General features: G+C 62.0%; 17 protein-coding genes. 6 read left to right on the top strand and 11 right to left on the bottom strand.

Translation table 11 applies throughout. The annotated features are described in order from the left end of the window. Positions 1 to 441: 441 nt before the first annotated feature. The gene (locus QZ266_RS00860; RefSeq protein WP_295690752.1) at positions 442 to 1,173 is read left to right on the top strand and encodes a hypothetical protein; all 732 of its coding nucleotides are present in this window, start codon (positions 442 to 444) and stop codon (positions 1,171 to 1,173) included. A 123-nt stretch (positions 1,174 to 1,296) separates the two neighbouring features. Beyond that, a complete protein-coding gene (locus QZ266_RS00855; RefSeq protein WP_295690749.1) occupies positions 1,297 to 2,055 on the top strand; it encodes an SET domain-containing protein-lysine N-methyltransferase in 759 nt (252 codons plus the stop codon). A gap of 10 nt (positions 2,056 to 2,065) precedes the next feature. Here the strand turns inward: QZ266_RS00855 and QZ266_RS00850 are convergent, their stop codons facing one another. The 4 genes from QZ266_RS00850 to QZ266_RS00835 all read right to left on the bottom strand — a co-directional run bounded on the left by QZ266_RS00850 (position 2,066) and on the right by QZ266_RS00835 (position 7,276). After that, positions 2,066 to 2,575, bottom strand: coding sequence for a DUF6702 family protein (locus QZ266_RS00850; protein ID WP_295690747.1), 510 nt, complete (start codon positions 2,573 to 2,575; stop codon positions 2,066 to 2,068). 25 nt (positions 2,576 to 2,600) lie between these two features. Continuing rightward, positions 2,601 to 5,036, bottom strand: a complete 2,436-nt coding sequence (locus QZ266_RS00845) for a M1 family metallopeptidase (protein WP_295690744.1) — start codon at positions 5,034 to 5,036, stop codon at positions 2,601 to 2,603. 101 nt (positions 5,037 to 5,137) lie between these two features. Further along, a complete protein-coding gene (locus QZ266_RS00840) occupies positions 5,138 to 6,442 on the bottom strand; it encodes a hypothetical protein (RefSeq protein ID WP_295690741.1) in 1,305 nt (434 codons plus the stop codon). Positions 6,443 to 6,502: 60 nt separating this feature from the next. Then, complete coding sequence (locus QZ266_RS00835; protein ID WP_295690738.1) at positions 6,503 to 7,276, bottom strand: hypothetical protein; 774 nt, start codon at positions 7,274 to 7,276, stop codon at positions 6,503 to 6,505. A gap of 253 nt (positions 7,277 to 7,529) precedes the next feature. Here QZ266_RS00835 and QZ266_RS00830 point away from each other — a divergent pair, with 253 nt between their 5' ends. Next, positions 7,530 to 9,197, top strand: a complete 1,668-nt coding sequence (locus tag QZ266_RS00830; protein WP_295690737.1) for an AMP-binding protein — start codon at positions 7,530 to 7,532, stop codon at positions 9,195 to 9,197. Between the two features lie 153 nt (positions 9,198 to 9,350). On the opposite strand, the gene QZ266_RS00825 is transcribed toward QZ266_RS00830, so the two are convergent. The 4 genes from QZ266_RS00825 to QZ266_RS00810 form a co-directional block, all read right to left on the bottom strand. Next, positions 9,351 to 10,013 (bottom strand): hypothetical protein, encoded by a 663-nt coding sequence (locus tag QZ266_RS00825; protein WP_295690734.1) that lies wholly within the window; start codon positions 10,011 to 10,013, stop codon positions 9,351 to 9,353. Between the two features lie 84 nt (positions 10,014 to 10,097). Further along, positions 10,098 to 11,498 (bottom strand): dihydrolipoyl dehydrogenase, encoded by a 1,401-nt coding sequence (lpdA, locus tag QZ266_RS00820; protein ID WP_295690732.1) that lies wholly within the window; start codon positions 11,496 to 11,498, stop codon positions 10,098 to 10,100. 114 nt (positions 11,499 to 11,612) lie between these two features. Next, complete coding sequence (locus QZ266_RS00815) at positions 11,613 to 12,215, bottom strand: HD domain-containing protein (protein WP_295690729.1); 603 nt, start codon at positions 12,213 to 12,215, stop codon at positions 11,613 to 11,615. Positions 12,216 to 12,275: 60 nt separating this feature from the next. Then, complete coding sequence (locus QZ266_RS00810; protein ID WP_295690726.1) at positions 12,276 to 12,647, bottom strand: cupin domain-containing protein; 372 nt, start codon at positions 12,645 to 12,647, stop codon at positions 12,276 to 12,278. Between the two features lie 79 nt (positions 12,648 to 12,726). Between QZ266_RS00810 and QZ266_RS00805 the strand changes: the two genes are divergently transcribed. Then, positions 12,727 to 13,143, top strand: coding sequence for an ACT domain-containing protein (locus QZ266_RS00805; protein ID WP_295690724.1), 417 nt, complete (start codon positions 12,727 to 12,729; stop codon positions 13,141 to 13,143). A 55-nt stretch (positions 13,144 to 13,198) separates the two neighbouring features. Further along, the gene (locus QZ266_RS00800; RefSeq protein ID WP_295690722.1) at positions 13,199 to 13,873 is read left to right on the top strand and encodes a 2OG-Fe(II) oxygenase; all 675 of its coding nucleotides are present in this window, start codon (positions 13,199 to 13,201) and stop codon (positions 13,871 to 13,873) included. On the opposite strand, the gene QZ266_RS00795 is transcribed toward QZ266_RS00800, so the two are convergent. Both QZ266_RS00795 and QZ266_RS00790 read right to left on the bottom strand, forming a co-directional pair. After that, entirely contained in the window at positions 13,870 to 14,652 is a 783-nt protein-coding gene (locus tag QZ266_RS00795; protein WP_295690720.1) for an acyl-CoA thioesterase, read from the bottom strand. The two genes, QZ266_RS00800 and QZ266_RS00795, sit on opposite strands and share 4 nt — an antisense overlap. A gap of 72 nt (positions 14,653 to 14,724) precedes the next feature. Continuing rightward, positions 14,725 to 15,807 (bottom strand): serine hydrolase, encoded by a 1,083-nt coding sequence (locus QZ266_RS00790; RefSeq protein ID WP_295690718.1) that lies wholly within the window; start codon positions 15,805 to 15,807, stop codon positions 14,725 to 14,727. Between the two features lie 158 nt (positions 15,808 to 15,965). Between QZ266_RS00790 and QZ266_RS00785 the strand changes: the two genes are divergently transcribed. After that, positions 15,966 to 16,919: a sialate O-acetylesterase gene (locus QZ266_RS00785; RefSeq protein ID WP_295690716.1), complete on the top strand. Its 954-nt coding sequence runs from the start codon at positions 15,966 to 15,968 to the stop codon at positions 16,917 to 16,919. A gap of 44 nt (positions 16,920 to 16,963) precedes the next feature. Here QZ266_RS00785 and QZ266_RS00780 read toward each other — a convergent pair. Beyond that, positions 16,964 to 18,068, bottom strand: a 1,105-nt coding sequence (locus tag QZ266_RS00780) for a 2-oxo acid dehydrogenase subunit E2 (protein WP_295690714.1), incomplete at its 5' end; no start/stop codon positions are given.

Here is an 18,068-nt window from a genome sequence, read left to right as displayed (position 1 = left end):
ACCGGTACAACGCAAGCAGGCCATTCAATGCTCTCAAACCAGCAGCCGACCGCGACAAAGCTCACTGCCCGGTAGAATAACGTCATAAAAATCCACACCTCGAGTGCCGCCAATGTCGACTCCTGTGACAAAGCGGACTGAAATAGGAGCCCCACGCCCCCCCATTTTCCCGGACGCGCCTCGGCGCGATCCGGGACCTGCTGGAAACACATCGCTCGACTGATCGCTCTGTGGGTCCCGGGTCTCCGCCCGGGAAAAATGATTGGGGGATGGGAGGAGATTGGGGTTCAGGCACCGGGATTTCCCCCTCTCCCTGGGCAGAGGAGAAGGCGGCGGCTCTCTTTTCTTCCCGACGCTGTGCGCGGAATCCCGCCCATGCTTGCCTTGCTGACCACAACGCGCTCTTTGGAGACGGGTCAAAACGGCCCCGGGGGGGACTACATGATCTTGCGTCGTCTGGTTATCGCCCTGCGCAAGCAGGACTGGTTTACCGTGCTGATCGAAACGCTGATCGTGGTGTTCGGTGTCTTCATCGGTCTGCAGGTCAATAACTGGAATGAGGCCCGCCAGGAGCGGATCGAGACGCATAGCCTTCTGGAACGACTGGAGCGTGATTTCGAACAACAATTGGCACTGACCGAGCGGGGTATAGAGCGGCAATTACTCTATCTGGACGTCACCGGGCGTCTGATCGCCGGGATTCGGGCCGGCCAGCTGGACGAGGCGAACCTTGCCGCTGATCTCGCCCTGGTGGATTCCGTGGCGACGATGCCGGGGCCATCCGTGGCCTTTCAGGAAATGGTGTCGACGGGCCGCTTGCGCCTCATCCGGAATGAAGACCTTCGGGACGAACTCTACACCTATGACAGCAATGTCAGCTTCCTGCGCGACCAGTTTTCGCAATTCACAAGCTCGATCAATGAGTTGGGCCGCGTTATCATACGCGCCAAAACTCTGGAACTGACGGGCCTGCCATCCGAGACCTTCGAGCAGCTTGGCAGTGTCGAGGCTGTCGATCGCGCGGTGCTGCTGGAGGACCCGGAAATCCTGGACGCCCTGCAGGGCGCCTATATCACCCAGGACAATTCCCATCTGGTCCTGATTGCCCTGCGCGCCCGGATCGAGGCCATCCTTGTGCGCCTGGCTGACGAACGTGGCCGGCAGGGCGTATAACCATACGCGTCGGGACCCGGACATCACCTCGGCGAATAGTCAGAATTCTCCCTTCAGCCTTGTTCATCCAGGCAAATCCCCTAACCTCACTTCACCTTATTGTTTGTGTTGGGGGATTTGGGCATGCTGGGGTTTCTTGGGGCTACCGGACCGGAGTCTGTGCCGGTCCATCTGATCGGGTTTCATGTCGCGGCAGACGGGACGCGGCTTTATGATCGCCTGGCGCTGGTGATCGAGGCGGATGGTCGGGTATCGGGCCGGGTCGACCGGATTGCCGAGCGTGACGGGCTGGCGCGACCGGCCGAGGCACGCGGGCTCCTTATGGGTGACCAGCTCGCCCTGATGCTTGAATTTGCAGATGGAACAACGCTAGCCGAGGCCGGCGTCATGCTCGACCTCGCGCCCGAGGCACGGCGCCATGGCGCTGCCCTGGTGGGCCGCATTGCCGGTCAGGCAAGGCCCGGCGCGCAGGCCGGCGAGGCCAGCGCACCGGCGGCGCAGCCCTATGTGATGGCCCATGCGCCCGCGGCGCGGCTGGACCGCTCACCCACCCATGGCTGGGGCACGGTCCTGGAAATGGCGGTGACGGCGGGCGAGACGGTGCTGGGGATCTACGGGCCCGTCGGCGCGCGCCAGACGCCCTATTCCTTCCGCACCGATGATGGCCGCCATATCGAACCCACGGGCTATGGCCATTTCGTCAATCACGCCTGCGAGCCGAGTTGCGAAATCATCTATGACCAGGAGACCGCCCTGCCCACCCTGGTGGCGCTGCGCGATCTGGCAGCGGGTGAGGAAGTGACGTTTGATTATACCCGCACGGAAGGCGATCTGGCCGGCGCATTCACGTGCCGCTGCCCGGCGCTTGTCCACAAGGTCTAGGCGGGTCGGTCTAGTCGCTGAAGCGAACGCGGACCGGTGAGCGTTGCCCCGGCCCCTGCATCGCCGTGCGAACGGCGGAATTGAAGCGCAGATTGGTCATCATGACCTGGTCGTCGAACGTCTCGGCGAGCAGGTCATTATCGACGATGAAACTGGCTTGTTCGGCCGGGATGGCGGCCGAAAAATAGATCCAGGTGAACTCACCATCGGCCTCGGCACCGACATAGGATAATTCGAGAAGCTCGCCGTCGGTATCGGCCATGCGGAAGGTCCGGCCGGCATAGGCGCCGACCGCAGCCAGGCCCTCGGGCGTGGCCAGGTAGGTGTCGGCGTCCAGATCGGTCCGGTCCAGCGCCTCCATCAGATCATGACCATAGACCCGGTGGATGATTTCGAGCTCGCCCGTGCGTTCATTGACGGCGATCTCGGTGACGCCGGCATGCATGCGGTGGGCAAGGGTCGGGGCTGTCACCAGGGACAGCCCCGCCAGAGCGGTCAGGAGGGTCGAACGGATGCGCATGCTGTTTCGCGGCCCTCCTGCTAGCCTATTCCGGACGCGTATTGACGCTGTCGCGGGTCACCCGCAGGTCCAGATCGTCCATCATGCTGGATGGGTTGCTGGACGAGCGGTAGAGCTCGAGACGCGTCGGTTCGATGCGGGGCGGATAATAGTTGTCGGTGCGATCGGCATCGGCCGTTTCCCACAGCGGATCCAGCTCCACGGACATGACCTGGCGGTCCGAGACGTAGGTCCAGGTCACATTGCGCGGGTTGTAGCGCCAGACTTCAGCCGGGATGCGCACCATCTCGGTGGACCCATCCGCGAAGGTGAATTCGAGGATGATCGGCATGACCACCCCGCCCTCATTGGTGAAGTCGAGATAGTAGACGCGATCACCGCTGTCGAGGATGTCCGCTTCCCAGTCTTCCAGCCCTTCGCGCAGGCTCTCATACGCTTCGCGCTCGCGATTGGTGACGGTGTGACGATCATTCTCGGAGTAGAAATCCAGCACTTCCGGATTGCTGTCCGCATAGAGAGCGACACCGTTTTCGCGGTTGGAGGCCTGGGTCAGGCTCTCCGGTTCGCTGGCAGCCTGCTCACGGGCACGCATGTTCTCGATGCCCGGATCCTCGGTATCGAACGTCCCCTCGATCACCCGGTCCAGGGAGATGTCGACATGATCGGTGGAGTAGAACCAGCCCCGCCAGAACCAGTCGAGATCCACCCCGGAAACCTCCTCCATCGTGCGGAAGAAGTCATAGGGGGTCGGGCGACGGAAACGCCAACGCTCGGAATAGGCCCGGAAGGCCTCGTCGAACAATTCGCGTCCCAGCACCGTCTCACGTAGAACCACCAGGGCGATGGTCGGCTTGGAATAGGCGTTCGGTCCGAACTGAAGAATGGAGTCTGATTGCGTCATGATCGGCATCTGGTTGGTTGATGCCATGTAGGACGTGATCGAGTGCGGGTCGCCGCGGCGAACCGGGAAGTTTTCTTCCCACTGACGCTCGGCCTGGAATTGCAGGAAGGAGTTCACCCCTTCATCCATCCAGGTCCACTGGCGCTCATCGGTATTGACGACCATCGGGAAGTAGATGTGACCGATCTCGTGGATGATGACGCCGATCAGGCCACGCTTGGAACCCAGCGAATAGCTGAGATTACCGTCATCATCGACCATCGGACGGCCATAGGAGCCGCCATTGAAGGTGATCATCGGGTATTCCATCCCGCCCTGCGGGCCGGCGATCGATTGCGCGACCGGGTACGGGTAAGGGAAGGCGAAATCATTGTAGACAGCAAGCGTGTGCTCGACGGCACGGGTCGAGAAGGTCGACCAGAGCGGCTCGCTCTCATTGGGATAGAAGGACATCGCCATGACCAGGTCGGGCGCATCGCCCTCCCCGTCCTGTTCGACACCGACCGCGTCCCAGATGAATTTGCGTGAACCGGCCCAGGCAAAATCGCGGACATTCTCGGCCCGGAATTCCCAGGTCGCCATCGAACGGGTTCCGCGACGCTCATTGGCGCGGGCTTCCGCCGGGGTGACGATAAAGACCGGCTCATCAGCCGTGCGGGCCTCTTCCAGACGCTCACGCTGCGGTTCGGTCAGGACCTCGTCGGCATTTTGAAGCACGCCCGTGGCCGAGACGATGAAGTCCTGCGGCACGCGGATCGACACGTCGTAATCGCCGAATTCGAGGCCGAATTCCCCTCGACCGAGAAAGGCCTTGTTGTGCCAGCCTTCATAGTCGGAGAAGACCGCGGCACGGGGGAACCATTGTGCGATCTGATAGATGCAGTCGGCACCGGTATCCTCGGTCTCTTCGAAGCATTCCCAGCCGGCCCGGCCACCAATGACCTGGGTCTCCACGAGGCGGTAGTCCCATTCAATGGTAAAGGTGACGCTGTCGCCGGTCTCCAGGTCCGTATCCAGATCGAGACGCAGAAGCGTATCGACGATGGTGAAGTCCATCGGCGCGCCATCGGCGTCGGTGACCCCGGTGATGTTGAAGCCGTAACCGTCCTCATCAAGCATCTGGCGGCGACGCATGGACCGGGCGGAGATGCCTTCGGGCATCGACTCACCCACGCGGCCCGAGGCCCGCCCGCCACCGCCGACCGTTTCGGTCATCACGGCGATGGAATCCGGACGGAAACGGTTCTGGTCGAGCAGGAACCACAGGAAGTCCAGCGTGTCCGGAGCATTGTTGGTATAGGTCACCGTCTCGGTGCCAAAGAGGTGTTTGGCCTCTTCGTCGAGCCGGATATCAATGTCGTAATCGACCTGCTGCTGCCAGTAATCCGGTCCCGGCGCACCGGTGGCGCGGCGTTCGCGATTTGGCGACGGCCAGTCTTCGTCTTCGAGCTGTCGGAAAGCATCCCGCCAGTCATTGACGGTCTGCTGGACAGGCTGGGCGACCGCAACGTTGAACGTTGCGGTCGCTGCAGCCAATGCAATCATGTGAAGAGTACGCATATTCCCCATTACCCCTGCTGTGGGACATTCACGGGGAGATTTAGCGCGCGCACCCGGCAAGGTCACCCCCGCCTTTCCGCATTGTCATGATGCGGAGTGACTCACTCTGCCGATGCGGTGGCACTTGCCCCCATCACCGGGGCCGTCGGTCGACGCTTCCCGAGCGACATCACCCAGGCACCCAGACCGATGAAGAGCAAGAAGAAACCGGCGAGCACACCGGCTACCGGCAAGGCTCCCAGAGCCGCGAAAACGGCCACGACCGCAAAGGTCGAGAGCAGGCGCATGCCCAGGCCGAGACTCTTCTCGTCCGGCTCTCGATTGAAGATCATGTCGCCGACGGAAATGGCTCCCAGACCGATGCAGAGCAGCATGAAGGGCCAGAAAATGAGCCACATGATCGGGATCAGCAGGATGCCCACCACCGTAATGGCCAGCAAGATGGTCATCATGATCAGGAAGATCGGCGACAGGGCGAAGCTGATGAAGCCCAGGAATCCGGTGACAACAGGTTGCTCGCGGAACTTCGTCGCCACCGACGCGCAACCACTCGGCGCTATCATGCAGGCAAGGGCTGCCAGCAGGAAGGCTGCGCCCGGAATGAACAGGCTGAAGACGCCGGTCGGAAAATCGAACTCCGGACCGAAATCGACCTGTTTCCAGTCGCGGGCGCCAAAATTGAAACGCTCATATTCGTAATCATAACTGCCAAAGCTCGTGCCGTCGGCAATGACCGGATCACTGGGTGAGCGGATCTGCAATTCGCCTGACACCCGGGTGCCGTCGAGCACATAGACTTCTTCGGCCGTGACCTCGACATCGCCCAGGAAAGTGCCGGACAGGTGAATCTCGCCACCTTCGATATCAACAGGCCCGTCAATCTGGCCCGCGAGGTGAACCTCCCCGCCGACAATCTCGGCCGACCCGGCGATATTGCTTGAGCGGGTGGTTTCGATATAGCCACCGGCCAGCTTGGCATCGCCGCCAATCTGCGCGCTGATTTCCAGATAGCCGGCCGCGCTGTTCAGCATGCCGCCAATCGTGCCGCCAACCTGGCTGTCACCACCGGCGAAATTGACATCTCCGGTCACGGCGGCATCGGATTGCACGTCGCCACCGGCGATGTCGAGATCATTGCCGATCGTGCCGGACACATCGATCTCGCCGCCGACCAGCTGCACCGAACCGCGCACATCGGCATCGACCTGGATCACGCCGGCAATGCCCTTGATATCGCCATCGACCAGGCCGCGGACATTCATCTCCCCGCCAAGGAAGATGACGTCATTACTGCTGCCTTCGACATCCACTTCGCCGCCTATGACCTGCGCGGTCGCGGCACCGGTTAAAAGGGAAATGGCCAGCCCCCCGGCCATCACCATTTTCCGCATCTTTATGATGTTCATTTTGAATCTCCCTGCGCCCCCCGGCGATCAGGTCAGGATTGAACCGCTATTGGCTTGGGATTAGTCCTCGGTCAGATCGTCGCAATCGCGACCATTGCGCGGCTGGTAGTCAAGGCCGGACACCTGGGCGCCGGATTGCGTGACCGGAGCGTTTTCCGCCCAGACCGTGACGCCATCTCGCACGCGCGCCGTTTCGGTGAACACGACGTCGATCGCACAGATCTGGCCACCACCGGTCAGCGAGCCGCTGATCTCGATGAGACCGCGCTGATTATTGCGCCGATTGCGGTTGAGGTCCTCGGCCGCCACGAGCTTGACCGGACCGGTCGCCTCACCGGTAAAGCGGATCTCGTCAGCCTGGGCATGAAGCTCATCGCCGAACCAGCCCCCAACCGTCATCTCGCCGGCTGCCAGAGCTGCCTCGCCTTCGACACGGCCGGAGAAGTCGATCTCGCCACCGGCCAGGTTGAGTTCGTCGCCGACATCGGCAGCAAAGGTGATTTCACCGCCTGCGATGGACGCCTCACGACCGATACGACCGGAAAAATTGATATCGCCACCAGCGATCGAGACATCGCCGCCAACCTGAAGGTCATCGGCATCCACATCGCCTGCAACCAGGCTGAGATCGCCGCCGATACGGCCGCGCAGATTCACGTCGCCGGCCAGACGGCTGTAATCGCCATCGCGGTCCAGAACGACATAGCCGTCGACAGTCCGCATTCCATGGCCGCGCAGCATCTTGCTGTCGTCGTCACCATCGACCACGATCACGCAGCCCGACGTCATCAGCGCAGTGGTCATGGCCGAAGCGGCCAGCAGGACCTTTTGCATGTCAGTCTCCCGTACAAGTCAGGGCGTTCGAAGCCCCGGTCAGACGCTCCCCAGCGTTGAGACGGAGCTTACATTATCGAATTTCGATATCAACCGGTTTTTTCGTTTTTCGATAAATTATTTCCGTATATCGCGATGTAATCTGCATCGGAGTGATGTGAATCATTCCTCCCCCTTCCCTATACGTCAGCCAGGCGTAATATCCCGGATCAAGCAAACGCTCGCGTAAGATGAGCGTTGATGGGAGGATTACATGGCTGACACTGCAGCCGCTGGCGACATGCCAGCCGGAACCGTTGCCGCGGACACCAATGCGCCGGAGATCGGTGAAGTTTTCAACGGGCCGGACTTCAATCTCAAGAGGATCCGTAAATCGGTCTTTGCCGCTCTGCTCGATTCCAAGCGTCGGTATGGCAGCAAGAAGCTCGCTGCGGTCGATGCCGATGGTCGCGAACTGTCCTTCGGAGACCTGACCAAAGCTGTCTTCGCGCTGGGCCATGCCCTCAAGGCGGGGACGGAAAAGGGCGAAGCCGTTGGCGTTCTGCTGCCAACCGGTGTCGGCGCCATCATCTCCTTCTACGCCGTGTCTGCCTATGGCCGTGTCCCGGCCATGCTCAATTTCACCGCCGGCGAACGGGCGCTGAAAGCCGCATGCCGGGCCTGCAAGGCCAAGCGCATCGTCACCGCGCGTCGTTTCATTGAACTGGGCGAACTCCAGGAGCTCGAAGCCACGCTCAAGGAAGATCATGAGCTGATCTATCTGGAAGACGTACGCGAAAACCTGTCGATCAAGGACAAGATCGCGGCAGCCGTCGGCATGGTGGCGCCTTTTCTGGTTCGGGCGCATCCCGATCCGGACAGTCCGGCCGTCTATCTCTTCACCTCCGGGACTGAAGGGGATCCCAAGGGCGTTGTTCTCAGCCACGCCAATCTCCTGGCCAATGTGGAACAGGTCCGCGACCATATCCGGATCCTGCCGACCGATATCCTGTTCAACCCGCTGCCGACCTTCCATTGCTTCGGGCTGACCGGCGGTGTGCTGGTCCCGCTCGGCCTCGGCGTTCCGGCGATCTGCCATCCCACGCCGCTACAGGCCAAGACGATCGTCAAACGGATCGCCGAAACCAAGGCGACCATCCTGTTCGCCACCGACACCTTCATGAACCAGTACGCCCGGGCTGCGGACGCCGATGATCTCTCATCCCTGCGCATGGCCGTCTGTGGTGCCGAGCGGGTCAAGGACGAGACCCGCTCCTCGCTGCGGCGGCGATTCAATCTGGAGATTGTCGAAGGCTATGGCCTGACCGAGGCCGCGCCGGTCTTCTCGGTCAATCAGCCGGACAATAACCGGCCCGGAACCGTCGGTCAGATCATGCCCGGCTGCCAGGCCAGACTGGTGAAAGTCGACGGCATTACGGATGGCGGCCAATTGCACATCAAGGGGCCGAACATCATGAGGGGCTATATTCGCCCAGATGCGCCGCTCGTTCTCGATGCACCAGCCGGTGGCTGGCACGACACCGGCGACATCGTCTCCATTGACGAGGAAGGCTATATTTCCATCCGCGGCCGCGTGAAGCGCTTTGCCAAGCTTGGCGGTGAGATGGTGTCCCTGGCCGTGGTCGAGAATTGTGCGACTTCATTGTGGCCCGACAATATGCATGCCGCTGCGGCAATTCCGGACAAGCGCAAGGGCGAGCAGGTCGTCCTGCTCACCGATTACGCCAAGGCGGATCGCGCTGATCTGGTCGCCTTCGCCCGCAATCACGGAATCTCCGATCTCGCCATTCCGCGCAAGATCATCCAGGTCGAGAGCATTCCCGTCCTGGGAACCGGAAAGACCGATTACGGCAGCGTTCAAAAGACCGTGGAGGCGATGATGGCCGAGAGTGCCAAGCCGGTCGCGGAACCCGCCGAATAGGCCCAACAGGAAACCGGGGCCTGCCACACACCGCCGGAACAAGAGGGAGCTGGACCCGGCGGACCTTCCTTGCGGAAAGCGAGTGTGACAGACCCCGGAGGGACATGCCGGCGTTGATCAGAAAAGCGCCGGCACAACTTTCAAAACCTGTATCTAAAGGTGATCGCAATCGCGGCCTGCGAGCGCCTCATAGGTGAAGCCATCGCCATCCGGCCGGCGATCGGAGATCACCCGCAATTCGCCCTCGATCCGCGCATTGCGGCGAATTTCCACCTCAGCCGCGCAGATCGTTCCGCCCTGCTGCAGGCGCCCGGACACTTCCACCCGGCCATTGCCATGATCGCCTCGACCATGGCCGCGCAGGTGAACCGGGCCGGAAATATCGGCCCGCAAATCCATTCGTCCGGCATCCATTTCCAGACCACCGCCAATAGTGCCGTCCAGGGTGATACGGCCGGCGGCGATGGTGACATCTCCGCGAATGACGGCATCGACATAGCCGGTTCCGGCATCGATCTCGGCGTCGCCGTCAACTTCTCCGGTAAAGCGCACCCGACCGCCGGCGGCGCTCAGATTGCCGCCAACACGGGCATCGGAGCGGACACTGGCGCCGGCCAAGTCGAGATCGCCGCCGACATGACCATCTGCCCCCACCAGCATGCCGGAAAACTCGGCATCGCCCGGCACATCGACATTGCGGGAGGCAACCAGGCCGGCCGATTCAACCGATTGCCCCTCACCGTGTCCCGACACCGAATAGGTACAGGCGGACAGGGCGATGGCGGCAGTGGCAGAAAGCAGAAGTCGGGTCAGCATGGCATCCTCACAAAGCTCGGGTTTGAACCTTGGATGCCGCGCTGACGCCAATCGGATGCAATCAGGCGAAAATAATTTCAGCCATCAGATGTGAAGCGCTCGTCCATAGGCGTCCAGCACGCTCTCATGCATCATCTCCGACAGGGTCGGATGCGGGAAGACGGTGTGCATGAGTTCGGCTTCGGTCGTCTCGAGCTGACGCCCGACCACATAGCCCTGGATCATCTCGGTGACTTCCGGTCCGACCATGTGGGCGCCCAGCAATTCCCCGGTCTTGGCGTCGAAAACGGTCTTCACCAGGCCCTGGTCATCGCCAAGCGCAATCGCCTTGCCATTGCCGACGAAGGGGAAGCGGCCGACCTTGACATCATGGCCGGCTTCCCTGGCCTTGGCTTCAGTCAGGCCAACCGAAGCGACCTGCGGATGGCAATAGGTGCAGCCGGGAATATTCCCGGTCTCGAAGGCATGCACATTCTCGCCGGCGATCTTCTCGATACACACAACGCCCTCATGGCTGGCCTTGTGGGCGAGCCAGGGCGGGCCCGCGACATCGCCGATGGCGTAGAGGCCTTTGACATTGGTGCGGCCGAAACCGTCATTGACGACATGGCCCCGATCGACCTTCACGCCCAGCGTGTCCAGGCCCATATTCTCGATATTGGCGACGATGCCGACGGCCATGATGACCTTTTCAACCTCGATCACCTCGACCTTGCCCTTGGCGTTCTTGACGTGGACCTTCACCGTATTGGCGGTCTTCTCAAGCTTCTCGACCTGGGCCGAAACCATCAGGTTGAGCCCCTGCTTCTTGAAACTCTTGGCGGCGAAGGCCGAAATTTCGGCATCCTCGACCGGCAGGACACGATCCATCATCTCGACGACGGTCACATCGGCGCCCATTGTCTTGTAGAAGCTGGCAAACTCGATCCCGATTGCGCCCGACCCGATGACCAGAAGCGATTTCGGCATGGCGTCCGGAACCATCGCTTCGCGATAGGTCCAGATCTTGTCGCCATCCGGTTCCAGCCCGGCTTGCGGAATGGTCCGCGCCCGTGCGCCGGTCGCGAGAATGACGTGCTTGGCCGCATACCGGTCCTTGCCGACCACAACCGTGGGCGCATCCTTGCCCTTTTCGAGGGCCGCACTGCCTTCAATGACGGTGATCTTGTGCTTCTTCATCAGCATGCCGATACCGCCCGTGAGGCGGGAGGAGACTTTCCGCGAACGCTGCACGATTGCCTTAATGTCGAACCCGATCCTGTCGACGGACAGGCCGAAATCGGACGCATGCTGCATGAGATGATAGACCTCGGCTGAGCGCAGCAGGGCTTTTGTCGGGATACAACCCCAGTTGAGGCATATGCCGCCGAGATTGTCGCGCTCGACCACTGCGGTCTTGAGACCCAGCTGGGCCGCACGGATCGCTGCCACATAACCCCCGGGTCCACCGCCGATTACGATCACGTCGAAAGCGCCTGCGCTCATGGCATCCTCATTTATTTCGCTAGCGAACCAAAACCGGTCCCTGTATCAGCGGGATACCAGTCTGACCGCTCAGGATCAATCCGGTAACCTTCGGCCGCGCGCGTTAGAAGGTTCCTATTCGGCAGCCCTGTCGGCATCGGCATAGATCGATCGCCTGGGCGCTGACAGGACGCGCCGGACCATGGGTTCGAAAAAGGAGAGCGGCTCGCTCTTATAATAGGCCGAGAAGGCGGCTTGATCGTATTTGGCGCAGAATTCCTCGCAGGCCCCGAAATACGGGTGATCGCGGAATTGCTCGCGCATGTCCCGGTCGGCGCCGATAAGATGGAAGAAGTAATAGCCCTGGAAGATGCCGTGATTGGCAACAATCCAGTGGTTCTCCTCACTGATGAAGGGCTTGAGAATGGCAGCAGCGATATCGGGGTGATTATAGCTGCCCAATGTGTCGCCTATGTCGTGCAGCAGAGCCATCACGACATATTCCTCATCCCGTCCGTCACGATGGGCGCGCGTCGCGGTCTGCAGGGAATGCTGCAGGCGGTCGATCGGGAAACCGCCGAAATCGCCATCGAGCAGGCGCAGGTGATCCAGCACACGCTCCGGCAGCTTCTTGGCAAATGGACCGAACTGGCTGGCGATAACGCCCCAATCCTCGGCAGTCCCCTCTTCCATGGCGGCAAATCCGGCGCGCGGCGCGTTTTCATCATGCGTGGACATCACGACCTCCCGTTTTCCGTACCCTGACGTCGAAAAGCGGTCGGGACAAGTCGCGAACCGCTACAGGTCCTCGATCGTCTGGGTCAGATCACTGTCGGGGTTGTCACCGGTATTGGTCACGCCCGCCTTCTCGATCAGCAGGATATGGACCGTCTCGGTCTGCGTCACCGGGCGGTGGCGAACCCCTTTGGGGATGACGCACAGCTCGCCGGGCCCCAGGATAATCGAATCCTGCCCCTCGATCTCGATGCGCAATATGCCCTGGGTAACGAGGAACAACTCGTCTTCGTCAACATGGCTGTGCCAGGCGAAGGCGCCCTCGCCCTTCGCGAGCTTGAGCTCGTAATTGTCCAGCTTGGCGATGCGCTTGGGCGACCATACATCGTCGAACTGACTGTGTTTCTCGCCCAGCGAGATGGTTTGAACAGTCATCGCTTTCTCCCCGAAATCGCGACTCACGTATCACTGTCGCGTGTGGCAATGACCCTAACCGCTGAATGGAGCCAGCCAAATGACCGGTATCAGTGATCTCAGCACCCTGCTTGCCGGACTGCGTCCGGAACCGGATCCGGTCCGTTATGGCTTCGTCACCGGGCCGGATGCCGCGCTCGCGCCGCATGCCGATACCGCGCTGATGCGCTTTGTCGAGGCCGAGGGAACGACGCTCATTTTGCCCTTCGAGGCCGCCGAGGCCGCGGGACTGGATCCGGTCTTTGCCTGTCGCCGGATTACCCTGGCCATCCATTCATCGCTGGAAGCGGTCGGCTTCATGGCGCAGGTCGCGGCCACGCTGGCTGCCGAGGGGATCGGCTGCAATCCCGTGGCCGGTTATTTCCACGACCATGTCTTCGTACCCGAGGACCGGCTGGGCGATGCCCTGGCCGCGCTCAAGGCCCTCGCCCGGACCAGTGGCCGCGAATTCGATTGACCCGGTCCCCCGGCGGTCGTACCAGCGCGGACCCTGATTGATCGGACCACCGCGCGTGAGCCTTCCCCTCTCGGGCCTGACCGGCCTGCCTGCCTTCGATATCGGCATTGTCTGCGATGCCCTCGCCGGGCCCGGATATATCGCGGTGCGTCTGACAGATACCGAAATGCTGGGAGCCTTGCGCCAGGAGGCCAGAGCGCTGTGGCAGGATGATGCACTCAAGCCGGCCGGCATAGGCCGGGCTGAGGATCACGAGCTGATCGCCGGCGTGCGCCGCGACAAGACGAAATGGCTGGACGGCTCAACCCCGGGCCAGATCGCCTATCTGGCCTTTGCCGAAGCCCTCCGTCAGAACGTCAATGCACGCCTCATGCTCGGCCTGTTCGCGTTCGAGGCGCATTTTGCGGTCTATGAGTCCGGCGGCTTCTACAAGCGCCATGTCGACAGTTTTCGCGGCGCTCGAAACCGGGTGCTGTCCACGGTGCTCTACCTCAACCCGGACTGGCGCGAGGGCGATGGCGGGCATTTGCGGATCTATGGCGAGGGTGACTGCGTGCTGGGCGAACTCCGCCCGGAATTCGCGACCCTGGCTGTTTTCCTGTCAGAGGAAATACCGCACGAGGTCACCATCTCGCACCGCGAGCGTTTCTCGATCGCCGGTTGGCATCGGTGCAATGATCTTGGCCTTGCACCGGCGCTCCAGGTCCGGGCCCTGCCGATCGCGCCCTAGCCCAGCGGGTTCGCGCGCGTCGGCTGGCCATTCTCATCCAGCGCGACCATGACATAGTCCGCCTCGCCGACCTTGCGGCGCTCGCCGGTCAACAGGTTTTCCGCTTCGGCCAAAACCCCGATTGTCATCGATGTGTGGCCGACCGAGGCAATCGTGGCGACGACGTCCAGCATCTCGCCCTCCTGGGTCGGGGCAATGAAGTCGATCTTGTCCGAGGCTGCCATGCCGACATCACAGCGCGTATGACGCGAGGCCGCGATATAGGCGGCCTTGCCCATGATCGACATCGCATTGCCGCCGAAGAGCTGTCCAAGATGATTGGTGTCGCCCGGGAAGACCAGTTGCAGCGTGCGGGCATAGCCAGGCGGGCTGGCGGCGAAGTCCGGCTTGGCGTCGGGAGACGGTGGCAGACGGTCCGGATTCGTCTTGCGATCGGCCGCCACCATGGTGAAAGCCCCGCGCGTACAGATATGCCGGACCCCGGTCAGCAGGTTCTCCGCTGCCAGCTCGACATCGACGATCAAGGAGGTCCGTCCGACCATGCGGACCTGACCGGTCAGTTCAACCAGGTCGCCGAGATGGGCCGGTGCCACGAAATCCAGCTTGTCGCAGGAGGCCGTCACAAAGGGCCGCCGGGCGTGCCGGGCCGCGACAAGGAAGGCGACCTTGTCCATTTCCGCCATGGCCGCCCCACCGAAATAACTGCCTTGATGATTGGTCTGGTGCGGGAAAATCAGATCGGCGTGACGGATCTCGGCGAGATGGCGCGGCTGGGTCATGAACAGGAACTCCTTGCGCCTGTCGGTGCGCGGATTCTGCTCCCGGGGCCAGCCCCGCCTTCGTTTCGGTTATCAATCGTCAGACATCGACGCAGCAATCACGGCCCTCAGGATCGAGGTATAGTCACGACCGCCCATGCGGGGCCCGTCCGGAATGTCAGTATTCATTCGGTTGACGATGACTAGGTCGAGGCTCGGAATGACGGTGACATACTGGCCCCCATAACCGGCCCCGGTATATATGTCCGCCGCGAGACCATGCTCGTCAGCGATTTCGGCATCGGCCGGGCGCCACCACATATAGCCATAACCGCCCATCCAGGCCCCGGGCCAGCCGGTGTCGGAATAATCCGCCGTACTTTCGCGCACCCAGTCCGCGGAGAGAATCTGTTCGCCCTCCCACTCACCTTCCTGCAGGAAGAGCTGACCAAACAAGGCTGTATCCCGGGCCGACAGGCGCATGTGATAGGCGGAGAACATGGTCCCCGGCGCATGCTGGCGATGCGTTTCGAAGACGTCGAAATCGGGCATGCAGAGCGGCTCGGCAAAGACCCGCAGGAAGGCCGAATCGTAATTGCGGCCGGACGCGCGCTCGAAGATGTGTCCGGCAACGTTGAAGTCCCAATTATTGTAATACCAGTGCTCTCCGGGCGCGAACTCGCCGCGCTCGGGCCGTGACTCGCGCATTTGCGGGGTCTCTGCAGCAGACGGAATATAGACCCCCGAGCGCGCCATGATCACATCGCGAACCGTGGCCGTGCGCTCCTCATCGGTCAGTCCGGCCAGGTCATCAATCCCGAGATCCGCCAGGCTGGCATCGAGTGACAGCGCGCCTGCATCGACAAGCAGGCCGATCAGGGCGCTCATCAGCGACTTTCGCAAGGAGTGCACCATGATCAGGCGATCGGTCTCGCCATGTTCAAACACGACCTGCCCGTTCTGCACGACCATCAGGGCCGTGGAATTCAACTCATTCGCCAGGGCGTCGAGCCCGGACAATTCGTTTGCAGTCCAGCCAAGCTCGGCCGGCGCCGTCGCGGTTGGCAGCGGGTAGGTCTCGCAGCGATCCTCCTGCGCGGACGCTGCGCCGGACATCGCGATGGCGATCAGGCCAAGCCCGGCCACGGAGCCGGTCCATGTGGTTTTGAGTGTCATAGTGTCCCCCATTTCGGTGTGCCGACCGATCCGCACGCCGGACCAGTCCCGGGTGACAGGATAGTGATGTCGACCAACCTCAACTTGGCCGGGAGATTGACGTTCCGTTAGATCGCGGGTCACCCTGACTTGTCGCGTTGATACGGATGGGGGCTGAGATGCGCTTTGTGATGACATGTCTGGCAGGTCTGGTGGCCGCGTGCAGCGCCGGCCCGCAGACCGGAGATACTGGCGGCGGGCAAACCCGGGAAGGCGGCCAGACCTACAAGGTCTATTATCTGGGCGGACAGTCCAACATGGACGGATATGGTCACGTCTCGGAGCTCTCCGAAGATCAGACCGGGCCCGTCGCCAACGCCTATATCTACACCGGCAATGGCGCCTGGGATGGCGAAGCTGGCGGCAGTATCGGCTATTGGGGCCCCCTCACCCCCGGCCATGGGACCGGTTTCGCTACTGATGGCGAAACGAATGCCCTGAGTGATCGTTTCGGCCCTGAGCTCAGCTTCGGGCGCGCGCTGGCCGCCAACTCCGACCAGCCAATCGCCCTGATCAAATACTCCCGCGGTGGCACCTCGCTGGCCGATGGGGCCGGCTATAGCGACTGGTTCCCCGAAGCGGGCGGCGCGGATGATCTCAACCAGTATGATTTCGCGCTGGCGACCATCAGGAACGCGTTGGCGGCGCGGGATATTGATGGTGATGGCCGGCTGGACCAGCTTGAACCGGCCGGGATCATCTGGATGCAGGGCGAGAGCGACGCCTTTGCCAGCCACGAGACGGCCGCCGCGTATCAGGACAATCTGCGCCGGATGATGGATTTGTTCCGGGCGGCCCTGCACCGGGATGACCTCCCGGTTGTCATCGGTCGGATCAGCGATAGCGGCATGAATGAGGACGGCCAGATGATGCCCTATATCGACACCGTGCTGGCCGCACAGGCGGCCTATGTCGACAGCGATTCCTGTGCAGCCTATGTGACGGAAATCGAGACCTACTCACACAGCGATGACGCCTGGCACTATGACACGGCGGCCTATCTCCAGATGGGACAGGCCTTCGCGGAAGCGGTCACCCAGCTGGAAACGGCGTGTGGCCAGACGCGCCCCTGATCACAGCCAAACGGTTTGCGATCCGGAGCCACCGCGCCCCGTGGCTACATCAGCATCGTCATCGGGTCTTCGACATAGGTCTTGAAGGCTTGCAGCCATTTCGCGCCGGTGGCGCCATCGACGACACGGTGATCGCAGGTGAGCGTCACCGTCATCACCATTGCGATGGCGAGCGCCCCATCCTTGACGACCGGGCGCTGTTCACCAGCGCCGACCGACATGATCATGCCCTGGGGCGGGTTGATGATGGAGGCGAAGCTGTCGATGCCGAACATCCCGAGATTGGACAGCGAGAAAGTGCCGCCCTGGAATTCTTCCGGCTTCAGCTTGCGATCGCGGGCCCGCATGGCGAGGTCTTTCGACTCCCGCGAAATTTCAACCAGACCCTTCTGATCCGCATCCGTGATGATCGGCGTGATCAGACCGCCCTCGATGGCGACGGCCATGGAAACGTCGGCATGCTTGTGGCGGGCAATCATGCCGCCTTCGATCCAGGATGAATTGGCGGCCGGGACCTTCTTCAGGGCGAGGCCGGACGCCTTGATCAGGATGTCATTGACCGAAACCTTGGCGCCATCCTTCTCGGCGGCGGCATTCACGCGCTTGCGGAAATCCATCAGCGCATCGATACGGCAATCCACGGTCAGCGGGAAATGCGGGATGTCGCGGAAGCTTTCAGACAGGCGCTTGGCGGAAATCTTGGTGATCCCGTCGGCCTTCTCCACATCGTAGCGGTCGCGGGCGATCCCGTAGGCAGCCAGCGGGTCTTCCATGTCGACCGGCTTGGGTGCAGGTGCATCGGAGGTCGCGGACGCCGCCGCCCGGGACGGTTGGGCATGCTCGACATCGCGCTTCACGATCCGGCCATAGGGACCTGATCCGTCGATGGTTTTGAGGTCCAGTCCCTTGTCGGCAGCGATCCGCTTGGCCAGCGGACTGGCCTTCACGCGGTCGCCCGCGCTGGCGCCGGCGTCGTTGCGGCTTTTGGCCGGGGCACGGTCCTCGCTCTTCGCGGCGACAGGTGCAGGCTCGGATGTTTCGCTCTTGCCGGGAGCCGGGGCCGGTGCCTCGCTCGGGGTTTCGGAAATTTCCGTCTCGCCCTCTTCCAGCAGCACGGCGATCACGGCATTGACCTTCACGCCTTCCGCG

This window comes from uncultured Maricaulis sp. (assembly GCF_905480005.1).
GTDB lineage: Bacteria > Pseudomonadota > Alphaproteobacteria > Caulobacterales > Maricaulaceae > Maricaulis.
This window is presented reverse-complemented; position numbering and strand designations above follow the sequence as displayed.